This window comes from uncultured Fibrella sp., from assembly GCF_964250085.1.
In the GTDB taxonomy this organism is placed as follows: Bacteria; Bacteroidota; Bacteroidia; order Cytophagales; family Spirosomataceae; genus Fibrella.
Genome location: NZ_CAXUEC010000005.1, coordinates 241,489 through 264,206, shown reverse-complemented (window position 1 = coordinate 264,206; position 22,718 = coordinate 241,489). Strand labels below are relative to the sequence as shown.

Sequence of the window (22,718 nt, the reverse complement as noted above, 5' to 3'; positions counted from 1 at the left end):
ACAAAGGATTGTGCCTCTGTCAGAAAAAACCGTCTATTTTCTCCGTATACTCTGTGCCTTTGTGGTTGGCCTTTTCGCGCCCTTCGCATTGAAAGCGCAGAACGACGTGCAGATTAACATTAGCGTATTACCGCCCTACAGCGCCTACATCCAGGACTATGCCGGGGCGGGAAAACAGGTACAGATTTTTGTGCGCAACGCAACGGCCAACCGCCTGAATGTGCGCTTGCAGGGAAGTGTAACGGGCGACAACGGCGTGCAAATTCAGACGGTATCGAATTACCGGCCGCCTGTGCCACTCACGCTCGAACCGTTCCAGAATCGACTGCTTACCTACGCTGACCTGTCGGGCCTGTTCGATCTGAGTCAGCTTGACGTGCAGGGCCTCGACCGGGCGAACCTGTATAAAGGGCTGCCGCTGCCGGAAGGAAGTTACCAGCTCTGCATCCGGGCCTTCGATAACGCCACGAGCCGTCCGCTCTCGCCCGAAAATCCGCTGGGGTGTTCGCCGCCGTTTCCGATCAAAGCCGTTGAGCCGCCAATCCTGATTGCGCCTTTCTGCGACAGCGATGTGCAGCCCCTGACGCCGCAAAATATCGTTTTTACCTGGACGCCACCCATCGGGGTATCGCCCGCGATGGTCGATTACACACTACGAATTGTGGAACTGCCGCTGGCAACATCTGATCCGAACGTGTTTATCGACGCTGTGGTGTTGCCAAAATCAGGGATAGAAGTGAAGGGATTGAAAACCAGCACGTTCCTGTACTCGGTTGTTCAGCCGCAGTTGATTCCGGGTAAAAAATACGCCTGGCGGGTGCAGGCCCGCGACATTAGCGGCAAGACCAATTTCCTGAACGATGGCAAAAGTCCGGTCTGCTCATTTCAGTACGGCGTTGTGCTGCAGGCAATCAGCCGACCCGAGCCGACCTACGATTTTATGTCGTTTATAACGCCCGCCGCGCCAAAGGGTAAGGCGTTGCCAGTGGTGCCGCTGGGGAAAGGAACGCCACTGTACATAAGCTGGCAGCTTGACCCCAAACTGGCTCTGGCGGTAGCTGGTAAATTACCAGCCGATCCCGCCGCGCAGATGGCCCTGCTGAAAGGAATGACCCCGGCCGAACTGGCGAAAGCCAAACAGACCGACCTCAGTGCATCGTCGCTGAGCTACAAACTGACCCTGACCAAACTGCCGCAGGGGCAGAAGAAAGGAGGCGTGGTGCTGAGCCAAGCGGTGAAAACGCCGTTCTTCACCGCTGAGCGGAAAGACCTGCCCGATATACTGGAGGTGGGACGTACCTACCGAGCCACCCTCGACCTGCTGGGATTAACCGACGAGCAGCGAACGCAGTATGGTTTGCCGAAGGGGCCTATTTCGGCTGAGCCGCGCAGTTTCTCGCTTAGTAAACAGAACGTGGGGGCCGAATCAGACAGCGTGGTGGTGCGGGGAACGCTGGCGTTCCGGTATCCGGGCGAAGCGGGTGCGGCCCATGTGCTGCCAGGTACGTCGGTGATGGTTAGGGAGATTTCTCCGAATGGCTACGAAGGAACGATCATGGTGGGCAGAACCGATGCGTCCGGCAACTTCCGCGTGGCTATTCCCCGCGAGTTCATCAACGCAGTTGATACGATCGTGGGCAAGCCCATCAGCCAGAAAGGTAAAGGCGACGCACCCGTGGCCGACACTACCTACAGCTACACCCGCTACCGGATTGTGCCGGGCAATGGCTACCTGATCCAACCCGACCAGACGTTCCAGCTTTCGGATAAGCAGGTCGGCGATTTCCAGATGGGCACCGTTGTGGCGCTGGCGCGGGGATACCGCCTAACCCTCACGGCGCGGCAGGCGTACAAAAACTGGCCCGACGCGCCCAACGTCAATCTGGAGGGAAAAACGCTGATCGTTTTCAGGAAGCCAAATGCCTATACCCAAAAAGAATGGCTGCCGGTTGAAGGTAATTTCGATCAGATGCCCGCCCTGCAAAAAGCGGCGATGGACAACACGGTCAAGGCGGGCAATGCCGGAAAAACGGCGGTGACGGGCGGATCCGCGAAAGCCGCCGCTGCCTCTACAAACGTGGCGAAAACGACCCAGGCCGATTATACAGGTAAGGTGGCTACACCGACCAAAGAGGCCAAAGGCGGTAAGGTGGGCAAATCGGCTGCGACGGGGGCAGGTACGTCACAGAACGCCGCCAGTGTTGGTAATCTGGCTGATATAGAGCCCAGTTATAGCGTACCGGGGAGTGGCGGTGACTGGTCGGATAAGGCATCGCCGGTTGTTAAATCGGCGTTGAAAGAGTTGAAAGCGGCGGGGTATACGTTCATTGGCGCGGGTGTGCTGAAACTGGACGGAAACGCCTATAAAACCAGCATCGACCGGCTGCTCTACCGGTATATCTCCAGCGATGGCTACGGTATTTATTGCCCCGACTGCGGCCAGACCCCCGATGCGGATGGCTTTTCGATCGGTGCGCCCAAAGAAGCCCTCTCGCCCGCGCTGGCCCGCACCGAAAATTACACCGTCAACATGACGACCACCGTTCCGCCGACGGTGACGTTTACGGGTAAACTAGCCTACGCCTTTGCGGGAAGTGGCTTTAACGCGGCCAACAAAAAGCCGATGGGCAACACACGGATCTGGTTGCAGGTGGTGTACCGCGACACGCACGTAACGGGCAGCAAATTTACGACCGACGTACCCCAGCCGTATTATGAGTTTCACCAGAAAATCAGTCCTACGCTGGCTACCACCGTCACCAGCAGCGACGGCTCGTTTGCCTTCGCCGCCAAAATGACCAAAGATCTGGTACTCGGCGACTTACCTGCTACTGAACCATCAGGAACCGGCGAGTTCAAAGTAGCCTCAACGGTCTATCAGCGGGCGTTGCGCGTGGTGGTCGACAATCCCTATTTCGCCAGCCCGGTAGAAACGTTTGGCGACAAACCGGGGCAGCAGCTAAAGCCGTTGCAAACGTATGACTTCGGCGACGTAACGGCGCGGGTGAAAAGCTACACGCTTCAGGCCCAGATCAAGTCCGATACCACGGGTCTTTCGCAGGTGTTGAAACAGCAGGCGGGCGTGCGGCAGGAACTATCGGGCGTGGTGGTTTATGCGCTCAGGGCGTACCGCAAAGGCAGTTTCCCAATGGCCCCCTACACCGGGCCGCCCCTCGACGAAGGGCAGGGGTTGACCGAGAAAAGAGCGTTTGGCAATAACCCGTATCAGTATATCGTGGTGGCCAAAGAAAAGACCAACGCCGAAGGCAAGGTAAGTTTTGCCCGCATGGTAATGGCGCAGGGCGAAGACGATGCCTACCTGCTGGCCGTAGAACCCAGCCCCGACGGACTGAATAATTACAAACTTTCGCCCCAAACCACGCTGCTAACCGAAGGCTGGGGGCCTACCTACACGATTACGCCAACACCTGAGCAAAAAGCCCAGGCTGAAAAACTGGGTAAAGTCATCAAGGGCATGCAGCAGATCAACTGCACGGCCGTTCTCTACGCCAGCAAACCAGCCTGTAAGGGTTGCCTGAATTCAGAAATTCTGGGCCCACTCGATCAGGCTACGGCAGAGGCTTATAAGCAAAGCCCATTCAAAGAACTGGGATACAATGTGTATACGAAAGACGAAGGCTGTGAGAACGCAACGGGTTACTGGATAGGCGATAAGCTAAAAACAACCAAGGTCAATGCGAAGGTGGTGATGGGAGGCACGGTCACGCCCATTTTTGCCGATAACTACGCCAACTTCAGTTCCGATCTCGTAGAACGCTACCTGGTGCCGGGGCCGCCCGTGGTGCGGGTGCGGGTGGTGGATAAAACGAACCCTACGCAGGGCATCAATGCCGCCACCGTAGAACTGAAAGTCCATTCCCTCTTTGGTGCTGTCAGTATGCATAAAGCAAACGCCGACCCCAACGGCTGGGTTACCATTCAGCCCGGCGTATTGAAGAATGCGTTCCTGTCGATTGCTGCGCCGGGGTACGTCTTTGACAGTTATTCCGACAAAGACGCAGGCGCTGCCCTGCCACCCGCCAAAGATGCCACCATTGAACTGGGCGACCTGAACCTGGGGCAGAATGCCTATTTCCCCCGGATTCTGATGCAGCCCAACACCCGCATCATTGGCTCGACGCTGGATGCTGACGCGCTGGCCGAAAACCCGAATGCCAGCCCAAAACCGTCAGTGGAGGCTTACGTGCAGGTCGATGATGGGTTCTATTTCAAGACGTACTCGCTCTTTGGTAAACAGGGATTCACTGTCTACGGGCCAGGGAATAAAGTTGATTCGCTCAAGATTTTTCCGGTCAATATCAGCTATTTCAACGAGTATCGGCTGGTGAAAAATCTGCCGAAACCGGCACCCGATCCCTCCCAGCCAGATGGATTTGTGATTAAAGCCGGTGAAATTCCCATCTTCCAGCGCGACCACCGGCTGCTGTTCGACATACGTACCCAGAGCAATACAAAGCTGGCCGGGGCTTATGTGCGGTTGTTTGGCCGGGATGAGGCCGGTTACAAATTCGGCCCCAGCGAGGCAATCGGGTCGCTGGAAGTGAAGTTCAAAAACGTGTCGGTCGAGAATCTGTTTGTCGAAGTGTCGCGGCCTGGGTACGTGACCAAGATCATTTCAGTCACGAACACGGAGTCGAAAACGGTCAAGTCGCAGACCATCGTTTATCTCGATGAGGCCAATCTGATCAAGGGCAACGTAGTGGCTAAAGCGGCCGATGGCACCGAAACGCCACTGAAAGGAGCCGAGGTGTTTGTGGACATGGGAGCCAACGCCCAGACGCCCGTCAGCACCACTACCAACGCCAGTGGCGCGTTTACCCTGTCGGTGCCAAAGGGGCTGAAAACAGTGAATGTGCAGGCGACCTACGCTGAACCAGGCTTTACCTCGTTGGGAGTTGGCGGCAGCACAGGCGGTACGTTGAATGGTCAGCCGGTTGCCATCAATACGAATGTGGTTACGGGTCCGGGGCAGAGTTACGTGGGCGTGTCGGTGGCGCAGTCGTTGCCGCAGACTACCGGCCAGTCGCTGAAGCTGACGCTGCAACCGTTCAGCAAATTCAGGATTGCCACCATCTGGGGCTTCCCGGTCAAGGTGGAAACGCTGAAAGAGGTTAGTAAAGGGCAGGTCGAGGTGTCGGGCGAAGTGGAACTGAGCGGCTCCGAGCGCGGACCGTTTGCCATCATGGACCCCACCGTGCGGGTACGTTTCGAGAAGGTGCTGTTCAAGCCCTCCGCCGCCGATGCCACGCTGGGCGAACCCGTCGACAATACCGTGACGCTGAAAACCGGCATTCTCGATCAGTTGGGGTATTTTGATAAGGTCTACAAGCCTGGTCAGGTGCCGCGCTACAACGTGAAACTGACCGCCACCGAAGGCAGCTACAACACGGGCATGTTCAAGATCGTCAGAAAGGAGGGAAGCGCGCTGGGCGTGGTGTATGCCAAAGCGCAACTGATCGACAACTCGTTTAACTTCTCGGAAAACCTGTTTAGCTACCAAAAAGGGCAGTTTTACCTCTGCGACCTGGACAATCGCCGGGGTAACAACGTCGAGGTGGTGGCGTTCAACGCCGGGGCTGTTCCCATGAAACGCACCAATTTCGGACTGAGCCAGGCCAACGGTAAACCGCTGGAGATGAAGCTGCTGGCCTTCACGGCGACCAGTAGCGTGGAGGGGTCACGACTGAAAGGCGACGAAATTCACCTGAACCCCACGCTCACCTGCACCATTAAAGATGCAGTGCCCGAAAATGTCAGCGTGACAGTGGGTAACCTAGTGTTGAAAAACAATACCATCGACGCCAAGTCGGGTGATACGCCGCTGAGTTTCAAACTGGGCGGTAACTGGAGTGTGGAAGTCCGCAACTGGACGCTCGATTACAAACAGGGTGGTTTCTACAGCACCGAGGGCGTCGTGAAAACGGGTAAAGTCGACGTACCTATCTCGCTGTTCAATCTTCGCGCCGATTTCCTTAAGCTGGAAGCTGCTCCTGCCAAAACCCTTGAACTGGCCGGTATTGCCAAACTGAATGTGAAGGGAAAAGCCTTTTTCGGTTACGATGCCGCTACCGGTTCCGACATGAAAGGCCACTGGTCGGTGGTGGTCACGCCCAATGTCGGGGGCCAGACAGCCGCCAGTTTAGGGGCTGATTCGGGCTTGCCGGGTCTGACCAGCAGCCTCGATTTCGAAACCATTTCGCTGCTTGATAATGGCGAAGATGTGCTTACGTTTGGTGCGGCCAGTAAGGAGTTTGCCTTCTTCGATAACGTGATTCAGGTACGTCCCAAAACCATTGAAACGGGAAAAGACTACTTCGCCTTCGATGCGGGCATGAGTACCTCCATTCCCAACGCGCCCAAAGACCGGCAGGTACGTTTCGTGTATTACCGCCCCGGCGGGAAAGGTGATGTAGCCCTGAAAACGGTGATGATCGACGAGTTCAAGATCGATACCAAAGGGCAGGTGGCCTTCCAGGCGGTGCGCGACGTAGCCCCGGACAAGAGCGAAAAAATGGCCCTGTATCTCGCCAATGGCCTTTTGGTCATGCGCGGCTTTGTGGAGGAACCCGGTAAGCTGAAACTGGGCGACGCCAAAGGCGGCATGATGCTGCTTCATTCGGTGCGGCCCGGTGGCGGCACCTACATCACCCACGACCGCGACGTGGACCTGAACAGCCCGCTTTCGCCCGATTTCGACAAGCTACTGGTGGCGGTGCCGATCAAAAACAATGCCTTTAAGGCTAAACCGCTGGCTGTGGAGCTGGGTAGCAAGCGTTTTGCGAAGGTGTATGCCGAGCAGATTGTGAAAGACGGGCAATGGAATCTACTTCAGTTTTCGGGCATTCCAACGGGTTTTACCATGCTGCCTGCCGAGGAGGTGAACCGGATGAGCTTTACCAACTACGGCGCGGTGCGGGCCGAGGGGCAGAAAATCAAGGCCGACGGGCTGGGCAAAACCGAAGGGAAAGATGGCAAAGAAGGCTTTTCGGGTCTTTCGCTGGAGTTCGATATGGCCAACAGCCGCCTGACGGGTTCGTTACAGCTACCGCCCAATATGCCGTTGCCGCCCACGATGACCGTGGAGCAGGGCATGGCCCAGGTGGTGATCGACCCGGCGGGTTTCTACCTGGCAGCGTCGGCCACGGTGCGCGACGTGCCGCTGATTATCCCGGTCACGATGAAGGCGGGGTTGATGCTGGGCTTCTATACCAGTTCTAATTTCAAGGATGCCGAGCCGATTCTGTTCCAGAACACACATCGAAAAGCGTTGCCCTGCGCATTTGACACCGGTTTTAAAGGGGTATTCGTCAACGGCCAAATCCCGATTCCGTTGATCGACAACTTCTCGTATGAGCAAAGCTTCGTGGTCGGCAACGTGAAGATGGGCCTCAACGGCTACATCGACGGCTACAGCTTCGCCAACTACGACAATGGTGCGTTCAAGTTTGGGGCCGGGCTGGGCGCGGGTGTGCATTACTACGCCTACGGATCGGTGCTCAACATTGCCGCGTCGGGCTCTGTCGATGTTGACGGGGCGGTGCAGGCCGAACTGAGCTACGACGTACCCAGCAAAACCGTTGGCATGGCGTTCGACATGAAACTGTCGGCCGAATTCAAGGCTAAACTCTACGTCGATCTGGGTATTGACTCCTACAGCACCGATCAGGAAATCGGGTTCTGCCTCGGTATGGGCATACCCAACGTGTCGTATCAGATTGGCGGTGGTGTTAACATCGCTTCGCCAAAATTCACCTGCGATTTCAACGCCTGTAAAGCCGAAATCTGCAAAACCGTCACGCCAGCCCAATGAAACAGGTAGCTAACGAATATGTAACACAGACTTCAGTCCGTCTACTCAGACTGTTTATGGAAGCGGCAAATAGAATTCTATTGGTTTTTAAGGCTATTAAAAAACGGACTAAAGTCCGTGTTACGGAGGCGGCAATATTAGTACAATTCCTGCTCCTCCTAACCCTTCCTGCCGTTGCCCAATTCCCGAACGTGAAAACGGGCCGGTACGGGGCGTTTGTGCAGGCGAGCCGGGAACTGCGCGGGCCACGATTTGTGGTGGAACGGTCGGAAAGTGGCACCCGCGACTGGAAACGGGTGGCGGTGAGCGATTATGCGCCCCGGTCGGCGGAGGAGCTACGGGTACGGATGCTGTCGCTGGTGGCGAAAAATCCGTTGTACAGTCCAGTGTCGGATACGATGGCGGTGGTGCTGTTCCAGCGTTTTTCGGCGGCCGATTTTACGGATTCGCTCTACACCTATGGCTATAACCCGCAGGTGCTGGAAGCCCTGGGTGTAGGTTATCTCGACACTTCGGCCGTGGCCGGACGTACCTACGAATACCGCCTGAAAGGGCTGAAAGAAGCCGAAACGGCACCGGGACGGGGCACCAAACCCGTCACCATGCCGGGCCGAACAGTCGGCGAACGCATTGGTACTACGCCCCGCAGCCTTCGGTATCGGGCCGATGGGTTTACGGTCGAGGTGCATTACTGGCTGAAAAAACCGGTGCCTACGCTGGCGGGTTTGCGGGTACGTCGGGCGGCGTATGCCCAGACCGATTTTGCCGACGTGCCGGCTGAATGGGGTTTTCGGAAAGGAAAGAAAGATAGCCTGTTCGTTTTCTTTCTGGACCGGAACGTGCGCCGTAAAATGCTGTATCAATACAGCGTTACGCCGCTCGATTTTCTGGGCAACGAAGGGCAACCGTCTGATACGCTGACAATTGCCAACCTGCGCGGCGGCGATGCGCTGCCCGTAATCGCCCAATTCAGGGCGGCAAGTGCTGAAAAGCAGCAGGCCATCCGGCTGTCTTGGCGGCTGTCGTCGACCAAAGACCTGCGCTCGGTGGATGTGTGGCGGAGCAATCGGTTCGAAGGACCGTTTGCCCGCGTGGCCACCGCTCTGCCCGGCGATACTGTGTATTTCGATGCTAATGTGGAACCGGTGGAAAGCTACTATTACCAGCTTCGCCCCAACGGTTATTACGACGAACTGCCCGCCTCGGTGAAGGTATCGGGCATGGTGAAAGCGTACCGGTCCAACCTCACGGCCCCGGCGTTCCTGAAATTGCGCGTCACGCCCGATTCACTGCATTTCGACTGGAGCCGGACCGCCACCGACACGCGGGGCTATTACCTCTATTATTCGCCCGACCCGAAAACGCCCTTTGTGCAGTACTCCGGCCTGATTTCGGCTACCGGCACGTCGGGGCATCAGGCGGTGGCGGTGGCAAATCTGCCCGTTGGCTTTAGTTACCGCTGGGCGGTGGCGTCATTGAATACGAGCTACAACGTGAGCCCGATGAGCAACGAGGTGTATTCGCCGCTGCGTTTGCCCAACCGCGTAGCTACGCCGCTCAACCCGGTGGTGCTGCCGCAGGAACGGGGCGTACTGGTGGTTTGGGACAACATGATCGAACTGGACCGGTACATCACCGGGTACGTTGTTTACCGGACCGTCGACGGGCAAAAAGAACAGGAAGTGTACCGCCAAACAGGCACCGACCGCGCCCGCAACGCCTGGGCAGACAGCAGCGTGGTGAGGGGACGTACCTACACCTACCGCGTGAAGGCCATGCGGAACGATGCCGTTGAAAGTGCATTCAGTGCTGCTACATCGCCTTATTTCCGCGAACTGGCACCGGTGCTGCCCCTGCGTGGGCTGGGTGTAATACCAACCACGGAAGGCGTCCGGTTATCGTGGAGCACGCCGCTGGATCAGCAACTCGATGGTGTTCAGGTGTTTCGCTACACCGCCAAAACCACCAAACCCCGGCTCATAGCCACGCTGCCCGGCCGCATGACCGAATACGTTGACCGCGACGCGACGCCCGGTATTTCCTATTTCTATACGCTGGTGGCCGTGCAACCCGACAAGCGCGAAAGTGACCCTACCGACCCTGTTGGTATTAACTGGTAAATCCACACGCATCTGAAGCCATGAACCGACTTTATCAACTAGTCCTGCTGCTGACCGCCCTACTGGCGGCAGACAGGGCATGGGCGCAATCCAACGCGCCAACCGGCCTGACCGTCAACGTGACCTATGGCGGGTCTATCTGTTTGCAGTGGAAACCGAATGTAACGGCGGCGACGGTCTATGAAATCGAACGCTCACCAAACGGACGCAGTGGTAGCTTTACTAAAGTTGGCGAGTCGGCTGCTGTGGCGGGGGGTACGCTGGCGGTGGGTAATTATTGCGATGAGAACCTGCTCTCCAATACGACATACTATTATCAGGTCAGAGGGAAAACGGGCACAACGTTCACCGGCTACTCGAACACCACTCCCGGCACGACCAAAGCTGCCCCGCCAACGCCCGCCGCGCCAACACTATCGGAGGTGACCGCCACCGACATAAAGGCGACCTGGAACACACAATTATCCACAACGTATCAACTGGAAATGCAGGCGGCAGGTGGTACTTGGCAGGTGATCAACACACAATCGTCGGGTCGAAACAGTAGCCTCAGCTATAAGATCACCACCCTGTCGGGCGGCGTTAACTATTGCTTCCGGGTGCGGGCTAAAGACCCTCAAGAGGGAACCTCGGAGTATTCGAACAACGCCTGCCAGACTACATTGCAGGCGGCGAGTAACGTTCGGAATTTCGCGGCTAACGCCAATGGAAGTACCAATTCCATCAAGCTCACCTGGGATCGGTACGGGAAAGAGTCGGGCATCACGATTGAACGCCGGACGGGCCAAAACGGGGCCTGGGATAAGTCGTTCAATACCCTGGCCGACGGTGGTGAATATACGGATACGGGCCTTCCATCGGGTACTGAATACTGCTACCGGATTCAGGAGAGTGGCCATGCTGTATCGGAAATCAAATGCGCTACGACGGCTCAACTGATACCGGAGCCACCGCGCAATCTGCGATTGACGGTCAACTCATCGCAGAAAATTACGCTCAACTGGGATCAGAGCCCGTCTACATTTGCCAATGGCTATTACATTGAAGTGGCTGATAACCAGGGTGGTAATTATACGCGTCTGGATGAAGTCAACGGCGTAGGCACCACCCAGTATGAGCATAATGGCCTCACGCCTAGTAAACAGTATTGCTACCGGGTAAAGACAAAATACAATGGCACCCTGTCGAACCCGAGTAACGAGCGGTGCGAAACAACCCAGGCTCCACCCGTCACCGTTCCCCGCCCGCCAACGGAACTGGGTTTGCAAGTCGTTAATGACAGGCAGATCACCCTCCGCTGGAAAGACAACAGCGACAACGAGACGAATTTTACTATTGAGCGTAGTACGGATGGTAAACGTACCTGGCAAGTCCATAAAACGCTGGACAGGAATACGACGAGTTACGACGACGGGGGGCTCAATGCCAATTCCCAATATTGCTACCGGGTGTTTGCCTACAACACCGCGGGCAATAGTGGGGCAACCAGTGAAGAGTGTGCCACTACGCAGGCCCCGCCCGTTACCATTCCGGCCCCGCCAACAGAACTGGGTTTGCAGGTCGTTAACGATAAACAGATTACGATTCGCTGGAAAGACAACAGCGATAACGAAACGAACTTCGCAATTGAGCGGAGCACCGACGGGAAACGTACCTGGCAGCGCCACAAAGATGTAGACCGGAACACCACCAGCTACGACGATGGTGGCCTGAACGCCAGCACGGAGTACTGCTATCGGGTGTTTGCCTACAACACGGCGGGCAACAGCCGAACTACCGACGAGCTTTGCAATACAACTCAGGCCCCGCCCGTAACGACACCCGCCCCGCCCACCGAACTAGTGCTGCAAGGAATCACTGATAAACAGATCTCCCTCCGCTGGAAAGACAACAGCGATAACGAAACGGGCTTTTCTATCGAGCGCAGCACGGATGGCAAACGTACCTGGCAACCGTTTAAAAATGTAGACCGGAACACCACCAGCTACGACGACAGCGGCCTGAGTGCTAACTCGCCATACTGCTACCGGGTGTTCGCTTACAACACGGCGGGCAACAGCCGGACCACCAATGAAGAGTGCGCCACGACTCAGGTTCCACCCGTTACAGCGCCCGCCCCGCCCACGGAACTAGCTTTGCAAGTCATTAATGATAAACAGATTACGCTCCGCTGGAAAGATAATAGCGACAATGAGACGAATTTTGCCATTGAGCGCAGTACCGACGGGAAACGTACCTGGCAACCACACAAAACGATTGACCGGAACACCATCAGCTACGACGATAGCGGGCTGAACGCCAGCACGGAGTATTGCTACCGAGTGTATGCTTATAATACGGCGGGCAACAGCCGCACCACCAATGAGCTTTGCAACACGACCCAGGCCCCGCCTGCTACGGCCCCTGCCGCCCCATCCGATTTGAAAGCAGCAGCTACATCGAGCACTGAAATTGCCCTTTCCTGGACCGATAACAGCCCGAACGAAACGCGGTTTGAATTGCAGCGGTCGCTGACAGGCAATGACCCCTGGGAAAACGTGGATGCCAACATTCCCGCCGATACGAAACAGAAAACCGACGGTGGGCGTAACCCCTCCACGCGCTACTGGTATCGGGTGCGGGCGGTGCTGGTCAGTGTGACGGGTGCGGCACTGCCCAGCGAGTGGTCGAACATCGCCAACGACATCACGCAGGCTCCACCGCTGACGCCTCCCGCTGCGCCATCCGGCTTGAAAGCGGAGGCCGGACCAACCAGTCCCGACCAGCAAATCACGGTGAGCTGGACGGATAATAGTACCAACGAATCAGGCTTTGAAGTGTGGCAGGCTACTAACCAAACAGCCCCGTTTACCAAGATCGCCGATGTTGGGCCCGACAAAACCTCGTATGTACATACCGGATTAACGGCCAGTACCCAATACTGCTATCAGGTGCGGGCGGTTAATACGGCGGGAAAATCGACCTATGCGGGTCCTGTTTGCACCAGCACGCAGGCGCCACCGCTTACTGCTCCCGCGCCACCATCGGATTTCGGCGCGAATGCCGCGTCAACATCGGTTATCAATTTGAGCTGGAAAGATAATAGCCTCACCGAAACAGGATTTGACTTGCAATGGAGTGCTACCAACGCCGACCCCTGGACGAGCTTACCCACGCAAACGTCGAATGTAACGACGTTCGCGCATACCGGACTGTCGCCCAACACACGCTACTATTACCGGTTGCGGGCCGTGAACAGTGCCGGTCCTTCGGTCTGGGTTACTGCCAATACCAGCACGCCAGCGTTGCCGGTGCCGTCAACGACGGCTGATCTGGATGCGAAGGTTTTTGACTACGATCAGATCAAGCTGACCTGGGGAGCGATTGCCAATAACCCGACCAGCATTGTGGTGGAGCGGGCAACCAGCCCGACGGGCAGTTTTACACAAGTAGGCCAGCCATTGCCGGGTACGGCCACCGCATTCACCGACGTCAACCTGCCCGAACTGACTACGTTTTACTACCGGATTCGATCGACAAATTCGTTTGGGCAATCGGGCAATAGTAATGTCGCTTTTGCCAAAACGCCGGAGGCGATCATCTCGGTGCGCCCTATGCCATTGCCCGAAGGCATATACGCGCATGTCGACCATGGCACACTGTTCGTGACGCTGAACTGGAATCAGTTTCAGGAAGCGAAACTGCGCGTGATTGGCCTCGATGGCCGCGAACAACTGACAGACCAGTGCCGCATCAACGGCGGTACCCTGTTCCAGTACGATGTGGCCCGCCTGCCCGGTGGTGTTTATGTACTTTGCCTCGATACCGACAAGAACCGATTCACGAAAAAGATATGGATACCTTAAAAAAGTGTACTGCGGTCCGCCGCGCGGTTTACTATTTGCTGTTTTCAGTTGCTTCGACGCTCTCTCTAGCCTGCCAGCCGAAGGAGCCTGCGCCGCTGGCGATCGGGAAAGTGTGGAAAGCGCAGGTGGTAAAAGAGGGCGATCAGGTGGTGTATACGCAGGGCGGAAGCGCCAATACGCAGCCTGGGTACGTTAATTTCCGGCTCGACCTGACCGACCCGCAGAAGGTGACGCTGGTAGACCGGGATGGCAAAACGATTGTGGGTACGTGGACCGTTTCGCCCGATAACAAACGCCTGATTCTGGAAAACCTGAAGCCTGTTCCGAGCAATACCATCGGCACCATTGAATACTACATCACCACGCCGCCAACGCCAGCTACGTTGCCCCTGCAACGCACCGCCGAAAGTCGAAAAACGGGCAACACGGTGAACGACTACCAACTGGTGCCGATGGAATAGATAGCGGACCCTGATTACCGTTGGCTCAAGTCATATGGATATCCGATAAATGGCTATCGGTCAACTCAATACCTTTGGGTCATTCATAACTGTTCACTTCTTAATCGACTTACGGTATGGGCCAGGGCCAACCCTTTTCCTTTTCTGCTTGTCAATCCCAACTGCGTTGCGTGGGTGGCATGACCGATCTCCGCATCAGTATGAAAACGCTATTCCTGGTGCTGATGCTGGCCGGGTCTTTTTCTGCTCAGGCTCAAAAACCACTGTCGGCCACGCTGACTAATCCCGGCAGCCTGACCGCTAAGTTTGACCCGAAGCAGAAAATTCCAATGCTGAAATCGTGCCTGATGAGCAATGGCAAGCCCCGGCCCTACGCCTGTGAGTTTGCCCTGATCGAGATCGAGGTCGTCGGAAAAAACGGGGTGACGTTAGGTAAGCTCACGCCGGGTAATTCCAACCTTACGCTACCGAAAAGTAAGGCGTCGAGCGACGTCGACGCGCCGGATGGTAAGTCGGCTGCGCTGGGCTATCTGTTTAAACTCCGGTATCGCCGGGTACACAAACCGGCCTTTCCCACGGCTCAGTATGTCATTAGTACAGCCACGGTGGATATGCCCAGTACGCCCTCGGAGTTGAAAGAACTCCACACGTTTACCGACGTACCTGGAAAACTACCCGGTGCCATTCAGGAGTACGCCTTTATTGTGACGTTGCCCTACCCAACCACAGGGTCGCCGGCCCTTATTGTACCCATCCGGTACATACAGATAGCCAATCCGGTCACGTTCGGTAAGTTTCAGTCGCCCATAAATAAGCTAAGCGACCGCGCCGAAACCGCCATGAGCCTGTATTTTGGCGTCGATTTCAAGCAGTAACGCCAGCAATTTCCAACGTCGCGGACGTAGTCTCCTAATAAATCAATTGGTTGTAAATCAGCTTATTAATCTGTGTTAAACTTGCTGTTATGAAGCAAATCCTGATCCTGATCCTGCTCGTTTGCTCCCTGGCTGCCCAGGCGCAAAAACCTTTGTCGGCTACGCTCACAAACCCGAAAAACCTGACGCTTCAGGTACCGAAAAACCCGAAGATCCCGCCGCTGAATCTACCCTGTAAGATGGCCAATGGGCTGGATCGGCCTTTTGCCTGCGAATTCCGGTTCGACCGGCTGGATTTCATCGGCAACGACGGGAAACTGCTGGGGAGTGTGGTGCCTAAAAAAGTGACGCTGACGCTGCCATTTGGTAAGGCTAAAAAAACACCGCCCGCTGGTCAGGATGGGCCAATCACCTACGCCGTCAAGGGCTATTTCACGCGGATCAACAAAGCGACGTTTCCCGTAAATAAGGGGTATCTGATTCAATCGTGCCCCGGTCCCCAGTGTTTCGATGCCCAGTTTACCGATATCAGCACCCTGGTGACCGGCCTGCAAATACCCGCCACCGTGGGAAAGCAGACGATGGTGCCGTTTGACCTGACGTTTGCCTACCGAAAAGGTAAAGAAGACGAACTGGTAGTGGGAGTTTATCTCCAGAATGACGTAACGACCAATAGTATAAAACCAAAACCCGGAACGGTGGTGGCTATGCACGACAAAGCCGAAGCATCGACCCTGTTGGCGCCGATCGTTAAAAAGCCCTAACCGCTTCACAGTATGACGCCTGCCTCACCGTATTTCCGCACCACCTGGTTTTTTAAACTCGTTGAATGCCTGCTGACCGCCATCGCTGTACTGAGCACGATGATGATCTCCCTTGAACTTCTACCCCGCACGTTCTGGGAAAAAAACGGCGACATCTTCGAATACATTCTGATCGGCACTGTTGCCATTGCGCTACTGGTCAGCCTTGTGTATAGCTGGTTCTGGCACCGGCGCGAGGCCACAGGTACGTTCGATAGCGGTCTGCGGCACGCCTGGCTACAGGGCATCATTCGTTACTGGCTGGCCCTGTCTATTTCAACGTATGGTTTTGCGAAAATTCTGAAGACGCAGTTTCAAACGCCCGGCTCTCGCCTCGATATGCCGCTGGGCGAGGTCAACGGATTTGGGCTGACCTGGTATTATTTCGGCTATTCCTACACGCTGGCCGTCATCATCGCCCTGTTTCAGATTGGTGGTTCCATCCTGCTGCTCTACCGCCGGACAACGTTGCTGGGCGCCATTATTTTGCTGCCTGTGATGGTCAATATCGTGCTCATCAACCTGTTCTACAGCATTGCGCCCGGCGCTTTTTTTAACTCCGTTATTTTCACGCTGGCGCTCACATTTTTGCTGCTGCTCGATGTGCCCAGGCTGAAAGCTGCTTTCTGGGATCTGGTCGATCACCTGCCGCCGGTGAGGCTGGGCGGCAACTGGTTAAAGCACGGTCTCCGCCTGCTGCCAATCGTGGCGGCCTTCGCCCTGATCGACTACTTTGTGCTCACCGACAAGTCTGATAAAGCACTGAAAGGAACCTGGAAAGTCGAAAAAATGACGCGTAACGGTCAGGTGGTGCCCGCAACAGCCTGGCTCAGCGACACAACGGCCTGGACCAACGTCTATTTTTCTGGCTGGGAAGGCTGCGCCTTCAGCCCCAACCCGTACCGGTATAAACCGGGCGAGAGCCTGCGGGGCAGCTATGAGTTCGACAGTGTGAAGAATACGCTACAGGTGATTACCTACGGAGAGAAAAAAGATACTGTCCGCGCCGTCATCCGTGACCGGAAGGCCAAATCGATGAGCCTATCAGGTATTTTTCGCGGCGACACGCTGGCTATGCAACTGTCCCGACTGAGGTGAGGATAGCCAACAGGCCCCGGTGATTACTATTGGCGACAGGTTAGTTGCCTTTTAATCAACCCTACAGCTTTCGTTTTGGATAACTAATTGTTTTTCATAGGTTTATCCTTAATTAACCGTTCCTCTCGCCAATCTCTTTTTTCATGGAAAATAAAACCGATTATGCTGTTGAACCGGCCTCGCTGCCGGAGGCTCAACGGGACTATACGCAACCCGATGCCGGGCCACGGCTCACGGTCAGACACGTGCTGCTGGGGGTAGCCTTACTGGGGCTGCTGCTGGTGAGCATCCGCGCTTTCGGGCTTACCCAGGCGCAGGCGACGCAATTGTGGCGGGGGCCGCATGGGGGCAATTATCAGTTGCTGAAGTGGACGCACCTGCTGCTCGATAACGCGATGGCTCCGTTGCTTGCACTGGTGGTTGGCGTCGGCCTGCTGCCGTTTCTGGCCAGGCCCAAAACAACGGCAGGCTACGCCATACCGGAGCTATATATCCGGGGAAGCCTCTGGTTGCTGGTGTTCGGCATCGTCAACGCGTTCATCCTGCTCTCGCCCGTCGATATCCTGTTTCATTATGGCATCGTGGCGGTGTTCATGTTTCCGTTACAACGGCTGTCGGCGCGGGGCTTTCTGATTGCGGCCATCGTTACCGGGCTCTTTTTCAGTGGAAAAGGCTACTGGAACTATACCGAACAACGGGAGAAATTCACTAAATATCAGAAGGTGGTTGCGCTGGAAAAAAAGAACAAAAAAGTGAAGCTCACCGACGAGCAGAAAGGTGATAAATCGGCCTGGGAGGGCATGGTGAAGGGTATCGCGTATGACAAGGAAAAAGACACCAAAGCCATTGCCACCACCCGCTCGGCCGCCTACAGCGATGTCTGGGACTTTCTGGTGCCGAGGTTTCAGTATGATCAGGCCTGGCAGTTTTACCAGCGAAAAATCTGGGACATCGCCTCGCTGATGCTACTTGGCATGGCCCTGTTTCGCTGGGGTTTCTTCACGAATCGATTCTCGACCGGCCAATACGCCGCCATCGCGTTGGGTGGATTAGTGGTCAGTCAGGCGGTGGCCTGGCTGTCGTTGCCGACCTACGAAGCGGCCATTGTCGATTATCCCAAACTCATCAGTTCAGGTACGTTGCCGCTGGCCGATCTGGTGCAGCCCATCGAACGGGCATTTGCGGCAGTAGGCTGGGCGTCGCTGGTGATCGGGCTATACCAGGCTGGCCGGGCAGGATTGCTGAGTCGGGCGCTGGGTGCCGTTGGGCAGATGCCGCTGACCAATTTCCTGTTGCAGGCGGCGCTTTGCACGTTCTTTTTCTATGGCTACGGCATGAGCTATTTCGGCAGCATCCGGCTGCAGTACCTCTACCTGGTCGTGGCCGAGATCTGGCTGTTTCAACTCATATTCAGCACGGTCTGGTTGCGCCGTTTCCAACTGGGACCTGCGGAGTGGCTCTGGAAATCGCTGACCTACAACCGCAGGCAACCGATTCGTTTGGCTACGTCAACGCCTGTTTTATCCTAAACCGACCTCTTCTGATGACTACTCCCTTACCAACGTACCCAGCCGACGAAACGGCTATGGATCAGGCCTTTGCGCCGCCGGTCGCTACTGCACACACGCAGGCACCTCGTCCCGTAAGCGCCGCCGATCGCATCCAGACCGTGGATCTGGTGCGGGGAATGGCCCTGCTGGGTATCCTGATGATGAACATTCCGCTATTTGGCTACCTCGAAACAGGCATGCCAGCGGTGGTGAAAGACCCCGGAAGCCGCGATTATTTTGCGTTTGCCTTTGTCGGAACGGCTTTCGAGGGCACCATGCGTGCGCTGTTTTCCATGCTGTTTGGAGCGGGAATGGTGCTTTTTGCCACCAACAAACCAGAAATGGCCGATGGCCCCTCGGTGGTGGAATACTACTACCGGCGGTTGATGTGGCTGGTTCTTTTCGGCCTGTTCGATGCGTATATCCTGCTTTGGCAGGGCGACATCCTGTTTATGTACGGCCTGATGGGCATGTTGCTGTACCCGTTTCGCAAGCTCAAACCTGCCTGGCTGATTGGCGTAGCAGTGACCTGTATGCTTATTGGCGTGGTGAAAAATGAAGGCTGGCAGGGCCAGATGCGCGAGGCCCGGTCGGGCTATTTGCAGGCAACGAAGCTCGAAAAAGCGGGTAAAAAACCGTCGGCGAAACAACTCGAACAAAAGGCAAACTGGGAGCGGATCGAGGCCCGCGCCAAGCCCGACCCCAAAGCCGACGCCAAAGCGCTGAGCGAGATGCGGGGCAACTACGCCTCGGTGTTTAAACACATGCTACCCAACAATGCGGGGAGCGAAATCTGGTACGTGTACCACGGTGCCTGGGATATGCTGGGCATGATGTTTCTGGGCATGGCGCTACTTGGCCTGGGCTTCTTCAGCAATAAATTACCGACCGATACGTACAAGACGATCCTGCTGATTGGCTACGGTATCGGGTTGCCCATCAGTTGGTTTTACGTGCAGCACACGGCCATAACGTACCTGAATCCAGCCCTGGCCGTTGACACGTACCGGGTGTCGCCCAATGCGCTTTATGATCTGCGAAGGGCGTTACTGGCGCTGGGTCATGCAAGTTTGCTGATGCTCGTATATCGCTCGCAACTGGTGCCGTGGCTCATGCGGGCACTGACGGCAGTTGGACAGATGGCGTTTACCAACTACCTGACCCACAGCATTGTGTGTTCCCTTTTCTTCTACGGATACGGCCTGGGTAACTACGGCAAACTGGCCTACTACCAGCTCTACTACGTCGTCTTCAGCGTCTGGATAGTCCAACTGATTATCTCGCCGATCTGGCTGACATACTTCCGGTTTGGCCCGTTCGAATGGCTCTGGCGCAGCCTGACCTACTGGAGTCCGCAACCCATGCGCCGCCCGGCCGAAAAGCCAGTGCTCAGTGAGGTAGCGTTGGGGTAGGGATGTTGCTTTTTTAAAGCAATACTACTCAATCTCAATATCGTATTTAACCAGTAAGCCAGCCACGCCGGAAAGTGAAAACTTCGCTTTAGCCAGGCGATTTACGTCAGGGTCGAGGGAGTAATTGTAGGCGGTTCTGAAATCGGCTTTTTCCAGAATGGTATTCTCGAACGCGGCGCGGCGCAGGTCGCATTCGTCGAAGTCAGTGCCGGTCAGGTCGGCACCCATGAAGTCGACTTCGTGTAGAATCGACTTTCTGAAGGTCGTGTTCCTGATCTTCTGCTTGTAAAACGACGACTTTGTCAACACGCAGGTATCGAAGCTGACGGCAAACAGGAAATCATTGCAATGCTCGAAGTGCAGGCTCTCGGCTTTACAATTGCGAAAGCGAACATCACGCAGTGCCGTTTTTGTCAGCTTTACGCCACTTAGCTGACAATCAATGAATTCACAATCATAAAAAATAGTGTTTGATAAATCAGATTTAGTGAAGTCGCAGCCGATGAATCGACAAAGCTCATACTCGCCGGTTGGTAGGTTGCTCTTCGTGTAATTGGTGTTTTCGAACTGTTCGTTGACGAGAAATAGGTCGGCCATCTGGTTGCTGAAAGGGGTGACGTTTGCTGAGCAAAGTTAGTCAGCGTCATACAGGGCGCCAGCCCTGTATGACGCTGACCGCTTACGAAATTGGTGGTGACTGGCAATACGTCATTTAGTAGATTACTGAAAGTTAGTTAACTCGTTCATCCTACTACTGTTATCCTATGAAGTCGCTACGTTTAGTGCCTGTTATTGCGCTGTTGAGTATCGGGTACGTTGCTCCGTCGGTGGCTGGTGATCCGCCGGTGAAAGCGGTTCGTCAGTACACCATCGAGCAGTTTATGAAAACGATCCGTTTTAACGGGGCGGATCTCTCGCCCGACGAGAAAACGGTGCTGTTTAGCTCGAATCAGGATGGTATTTTCAATCTCTACGAAGTGCCGTTTGCAGGCGGGCAACCCAAACAACTGACGTTCTCCAAGAAAGAATCACTGTTTACGCTCGGCTACCTGCCCGACGGTCGTATTCTTTACGCCGCCGATCAGGGAGGCAACGAGCTGACGCATATCTACCTGCGCGAGCGCGACGGTGCCGTAACTGACCTTACGCCCGGCCCCGATGCCAAGTACCAATACGCGGGCTTGAGCCACGACCGGAAAAGCTTTTACTACCAGTCGAATGCCCGCAATAAGGCGGCATTCGATGTGTTTGAGATGGACCTGGCCACGATGAAGCCCCGAATGATGTACGAAAATCCGGGCGGTTATTTCCCCGGCGATGTCTCGCCCGACCGCAGGTACGTTGCCCTCAGCAAAGTGGTGACCACAACCAACAGCGACGTTGCGTTGTATGACACGCAGACAAAAGAAACTAAACTGCTGACGGCCCACGAAGGCGAGGTCGCCAACAGTCCGGAAGGATTTAGCCCCGATGGCAGGAAGCTGCTTATCCGTACCGATGCGGGCAGCGAGTTTGCCTATGTAACGGCCTACGATCTGAAAAGTGGGAAAAGCGAGCCCCTCGACAAGGCTAACTGGGATATTTCGGCCGATTATTATTCGTATAAAGGGCGCTACCGGGTGGTGTCGGTCAATAACGACGCTCGCACTGAGCTGAAGCTGATCGATACGCGCAACGGGCAGGCGGTGGCAATGGCTGGCCTACCAACCGGTGACATAACGGGCGTAACCATTGGCGATAGTGAACAGCGAATACTGTTTTTTGTGAATAGCTCGAACGCGCCCGCTACGCTGTTCAGCTACGATTTTACCACGAAAAAGGCGACATCGCTGGTGCAGGGACTCAACCCCGAAATCGATCCGGCCGATCTGGTAACGGGCGAAGTGATCCGGTATAAATCCTTCGACGGGATGGAGATTCCGGCCCTGCTTTACAAGCCTAAAGATGCGTCGCCCACAAATAAGCGCCCGGCTGTTCTGATGATTCACGGCGGGCCGGGTGGTCAAACGCGCTTGAATTATTCGCCGCTGGTGCAGTATCTGGTCAACAATGGGTACGTGCTGCTGGCGGTCAATAACCGGGGGTCATCCGGGTATGGCAAAACGTTCTTCGCCGCCGATGACCGTAAACACGGTGACGCCGACCTGCGCGACTGCGTGGAATCGAAGAAGTTTCTAACGGCTACCGGGTACGTTATTCCCGACAAAATTGGCATCATGGGCGGTTCATACGGTGGCTACATGACGCTGGCCGGACTGACCTTCACGCCCGACGATTTTGCGGTGGGCGTCGATATTTTCGGGGTAGCCAACTGGCTGCGTACGCTCAAATCTATGCCTGCCTGGTGGGGCCCACAACGTGATGCCATGTTCAAGGAAATTGGCCATCCTGAAAAGGATTCGCTGGCGCTGTACAACAAATCGCCGCTGTTTCATACACAGCGAATCAAGAAACCGCTGATCGTGATTCAGGGGGCTAACGACCCGCGTGTGCTGAAGGTAGAGTCGGACGAGATAGTGGCTAACGTGCGAAAAAACGGCGTCCCGGTCGAGTACGTTACGTTTGCCGATGAGGGGCACGGGTTTGTAAAAAAGGAAAACGAAATCGTCGCCTATCAGGCTATTCGGACATTTCTGGATAAATACCTGCTGGGAAAAGATACAGCACTGCGGTAAGGTGCTGTGTCTACCTGAAAACAGAAGTGCATTTACCTTCCACACCGT

General features: G+C 55.6%; 11 protein-coding genes. 10 read left to right on the top strand and 1 reads right to left on the bottom strand.

Annotation, left to right across the window (positions count from 1 at the left end; genetic code table 11):
* The first annotated feature begins 10 nt into the window (after positions 1–10).
* The 9 genes from ACFE8Q_RS17950 (at position 11) to ACFE8Q_RS17910 (ending at position 19,995) form a co-directional block, all read left to right on the top strand.
* On the top strand, positions 11–7,831 hold the full coding sequence (locus ACFE8Q_RS17950; RefSeq protein WP_375446804.1) for a carboxypeptidase-like regulatory domain-containing protein: 7,821 nt from the start codon (positions 11–13) through the stop codon (positions 7,829–7,831).
* 56 nt (positions 7,832–7,887) lie between these two features.
* The gene (locus ACFE8Q_RS17945) at positions 7,888–9,951 is read left to right on the top strand and encodes a fibronectin type III domain-containing protein (protein ID WP_375446803.1); all 2,064 of its coding nucleotides are present in this window, start codon (positions 7,888–7,890) and stop codon (positions 9,949–9,951) included.
* Between the two features lie 20 nt (positions 9,952–9,971).
* On the top strand, positions 9,972–13,796 hold the full coding sequence (locus tag ACFE8Q_RS17940) for a fibronectin type III domain-containing protein (RefSeq protein WP_375446802.1): 3,825 nt from the start codon (positions 9,972–9,974) through the stop codon (positions 13,794–13,796).
* Complete coding sequence (locus ACFE8Q_RS17935) at positions 13,784–14,257, top strand: hypothetical protein (protein ID WP_375446801.1); 474 nt, start codon at positions 13,784–13,786, stop codon at positions 14,255–14,257. The genes ACFE8Q_RS17940 and ACFE8Q_RS17935 overlap by 13 nt, the downstream gene beginning before the upstream one ends.
* Positions 14,258–14,457: 200 nt before the next feature.
* Positions 14,458–15,132 carry a hypothetical protein gene (locus ACFE8Q_RS17930; RefSeq protein ID WP_375446800.1) on the top strand — a complete coding sequence of 225 codons (675 nt, stop codon included), beginning with the start codon at positions 14,458–14,460 and terminating at the stop codon, positions 15,130–15,132.
* Positions 15,133–15,221: 89 nt separating this feature from the next.
* A complete protein-coding gene (locus ACFE8Q_RS17925; protein WP_375446799.1) occupies positions 15,222–15,896 on the top strand; it encodes a hypothetical protein in 675 nt (224 codons plus the stop codon).
* Between the two features lie 12 nt (positions 15,897–15,908).
* Positions 15,909–17,033, top strand: coding sequence for a hypothetical protein (locus ACFE8Q_RS17920; protein WP_375446798.1), 1,125 nt, complete (start codon positions 15,909–15,911; stop codon positions 17,031–17,033).
* 143 nt (positions 17,034–17,176) lie between these two features.
* Entirely contained in the window at positions 17,177–18,562 is a 1,386-nt protein-coding gene (locus ACFE8Q_RS17915) for a DUF418 domain-containing protein (RefSeq protein ID WP_375446797.1), read from the top strand.
* Between the two features lie 14 nt (positions 18,563–18,576).
* Positions 18,577–19,995, top strand: a complete 1,419-nt coding sequence (locus ACFE8Q_RS17910; protein WP_375446796.1) for a DUF418 domain-containing protein — start codon at positions 18,577–18,579, stop codon at positions 19,993–19,995.
* 24 nt (positions 19,996–20,019) lie between these two features.
* Here the strand turns inward: ACFE8Q_RS17910 and ACFE8Q_RS17905 are convergent, their stop codons facing one another.
* Positions 20,020–20,592: a pentapeptide repeat-containing protein gene (locus tag ACFE8Q_RS17905; protein ID WP_375446795.1), complete on the bottom strand. Its 573-nt coding sequence runs from the start codon at positions 20,590–20,592 to the stop codon at positions 20,020–20,022.
* A gap of 167 nt (positions 20,593–20,759) precedes the next feature.
* Here ACFE8Q_RS17905 and ACFE8Q_RS17900 point away from each other — a divergent pair, with 167 nt between their 5' ends.
* On the top strand, positions 20,760–22,670 hold the full coding sequence (locus tag ACFE8Q_RS17900; protein WP_375446794.1) for a prolyl oligopeptidase family serine peptidase: 1,911 nt from the start codon (positions 20,760–20,762) through the stop codon (positions 22,668–22,670).
* The last annotated feature ends 48 nt before the right edge of the window (positions 22,671–22,718 follow it).

Bases quoted from the DNA above. Each gene is read 5' to 3' on its own strand.
- ACFE8Q_RS17945 (WP_375446803.1), top strand. From the start codon at position 7,888: ATGGAAGCGGCAAATAGAATTCTATTGGTTTTTAAGGCTATTAAAAAA.
- ACFE8Q_RS17940 (WP_375446802.1), top strand. From the start codon at position 9,972: ATGAACCGACTTTATCAACTAGTCCTGCTGCTGACCGCCCTACTGGCG.
- ACFE8Q_RS17935 (WP_375446801.1), top strand. From the start codon at position 13,784: ATGGATACCTTAAAAAAGTGTACTGCGGTCCGCCGCGCGGTTTACTAT.
- ACFE8Q_RS17930 (WP_375446800.1), top strand. From the start codon at position 14,458: ATGAAAACGCTATTCCTGGTGCTGATGCTGGCCGGGTCTTTTTCTGCT.
- ACFE8Q_RS17925 (WP_375446799.1), top strand. From the start codon at position 15,222: ATGAAGCAAATCCTGATCCTGATCCTGCTCGTTTGCTCCCTGGCTGCC.
- ACFE8Q_RS17920 (WP_375446798.1), top strand. From the start codon at position 15,909: ATGACGCCTGCCTCACCGTATTTCCGCACCACCTGGTTTTTTAAACTC.
- ACFE8Q_RS17915 (WP_375446797.1), top strand. From the start codon at position 17,177: ATGGAAAATAAAACCGATTATGCTGTTGAACCGGCCTCGCTGCCGGAG.
- ACFE8Q_RS17910 (WP_375446796.1), top strand. From the start codon at position 18,577: ATGACTACTCCCTTACCAACGTACCCAGCCGACGAAACGGCTATGGAT.
- ACFE8Q_RS17905 (WP_375446795.1), bottom strand. From the start codon at position 20,592: ATGGCCGACCTATTTCTCGTCAACGAACAGTTCGAAAACACCAATTAC.
- ACFE8Q_RS17900 (WP_375446794.1), top strand. From the start codon at position 20,760: ATGAAGTCGCTACGTTTAGTGCCTGTTATTGCGCTGTTGAGTATCGGG.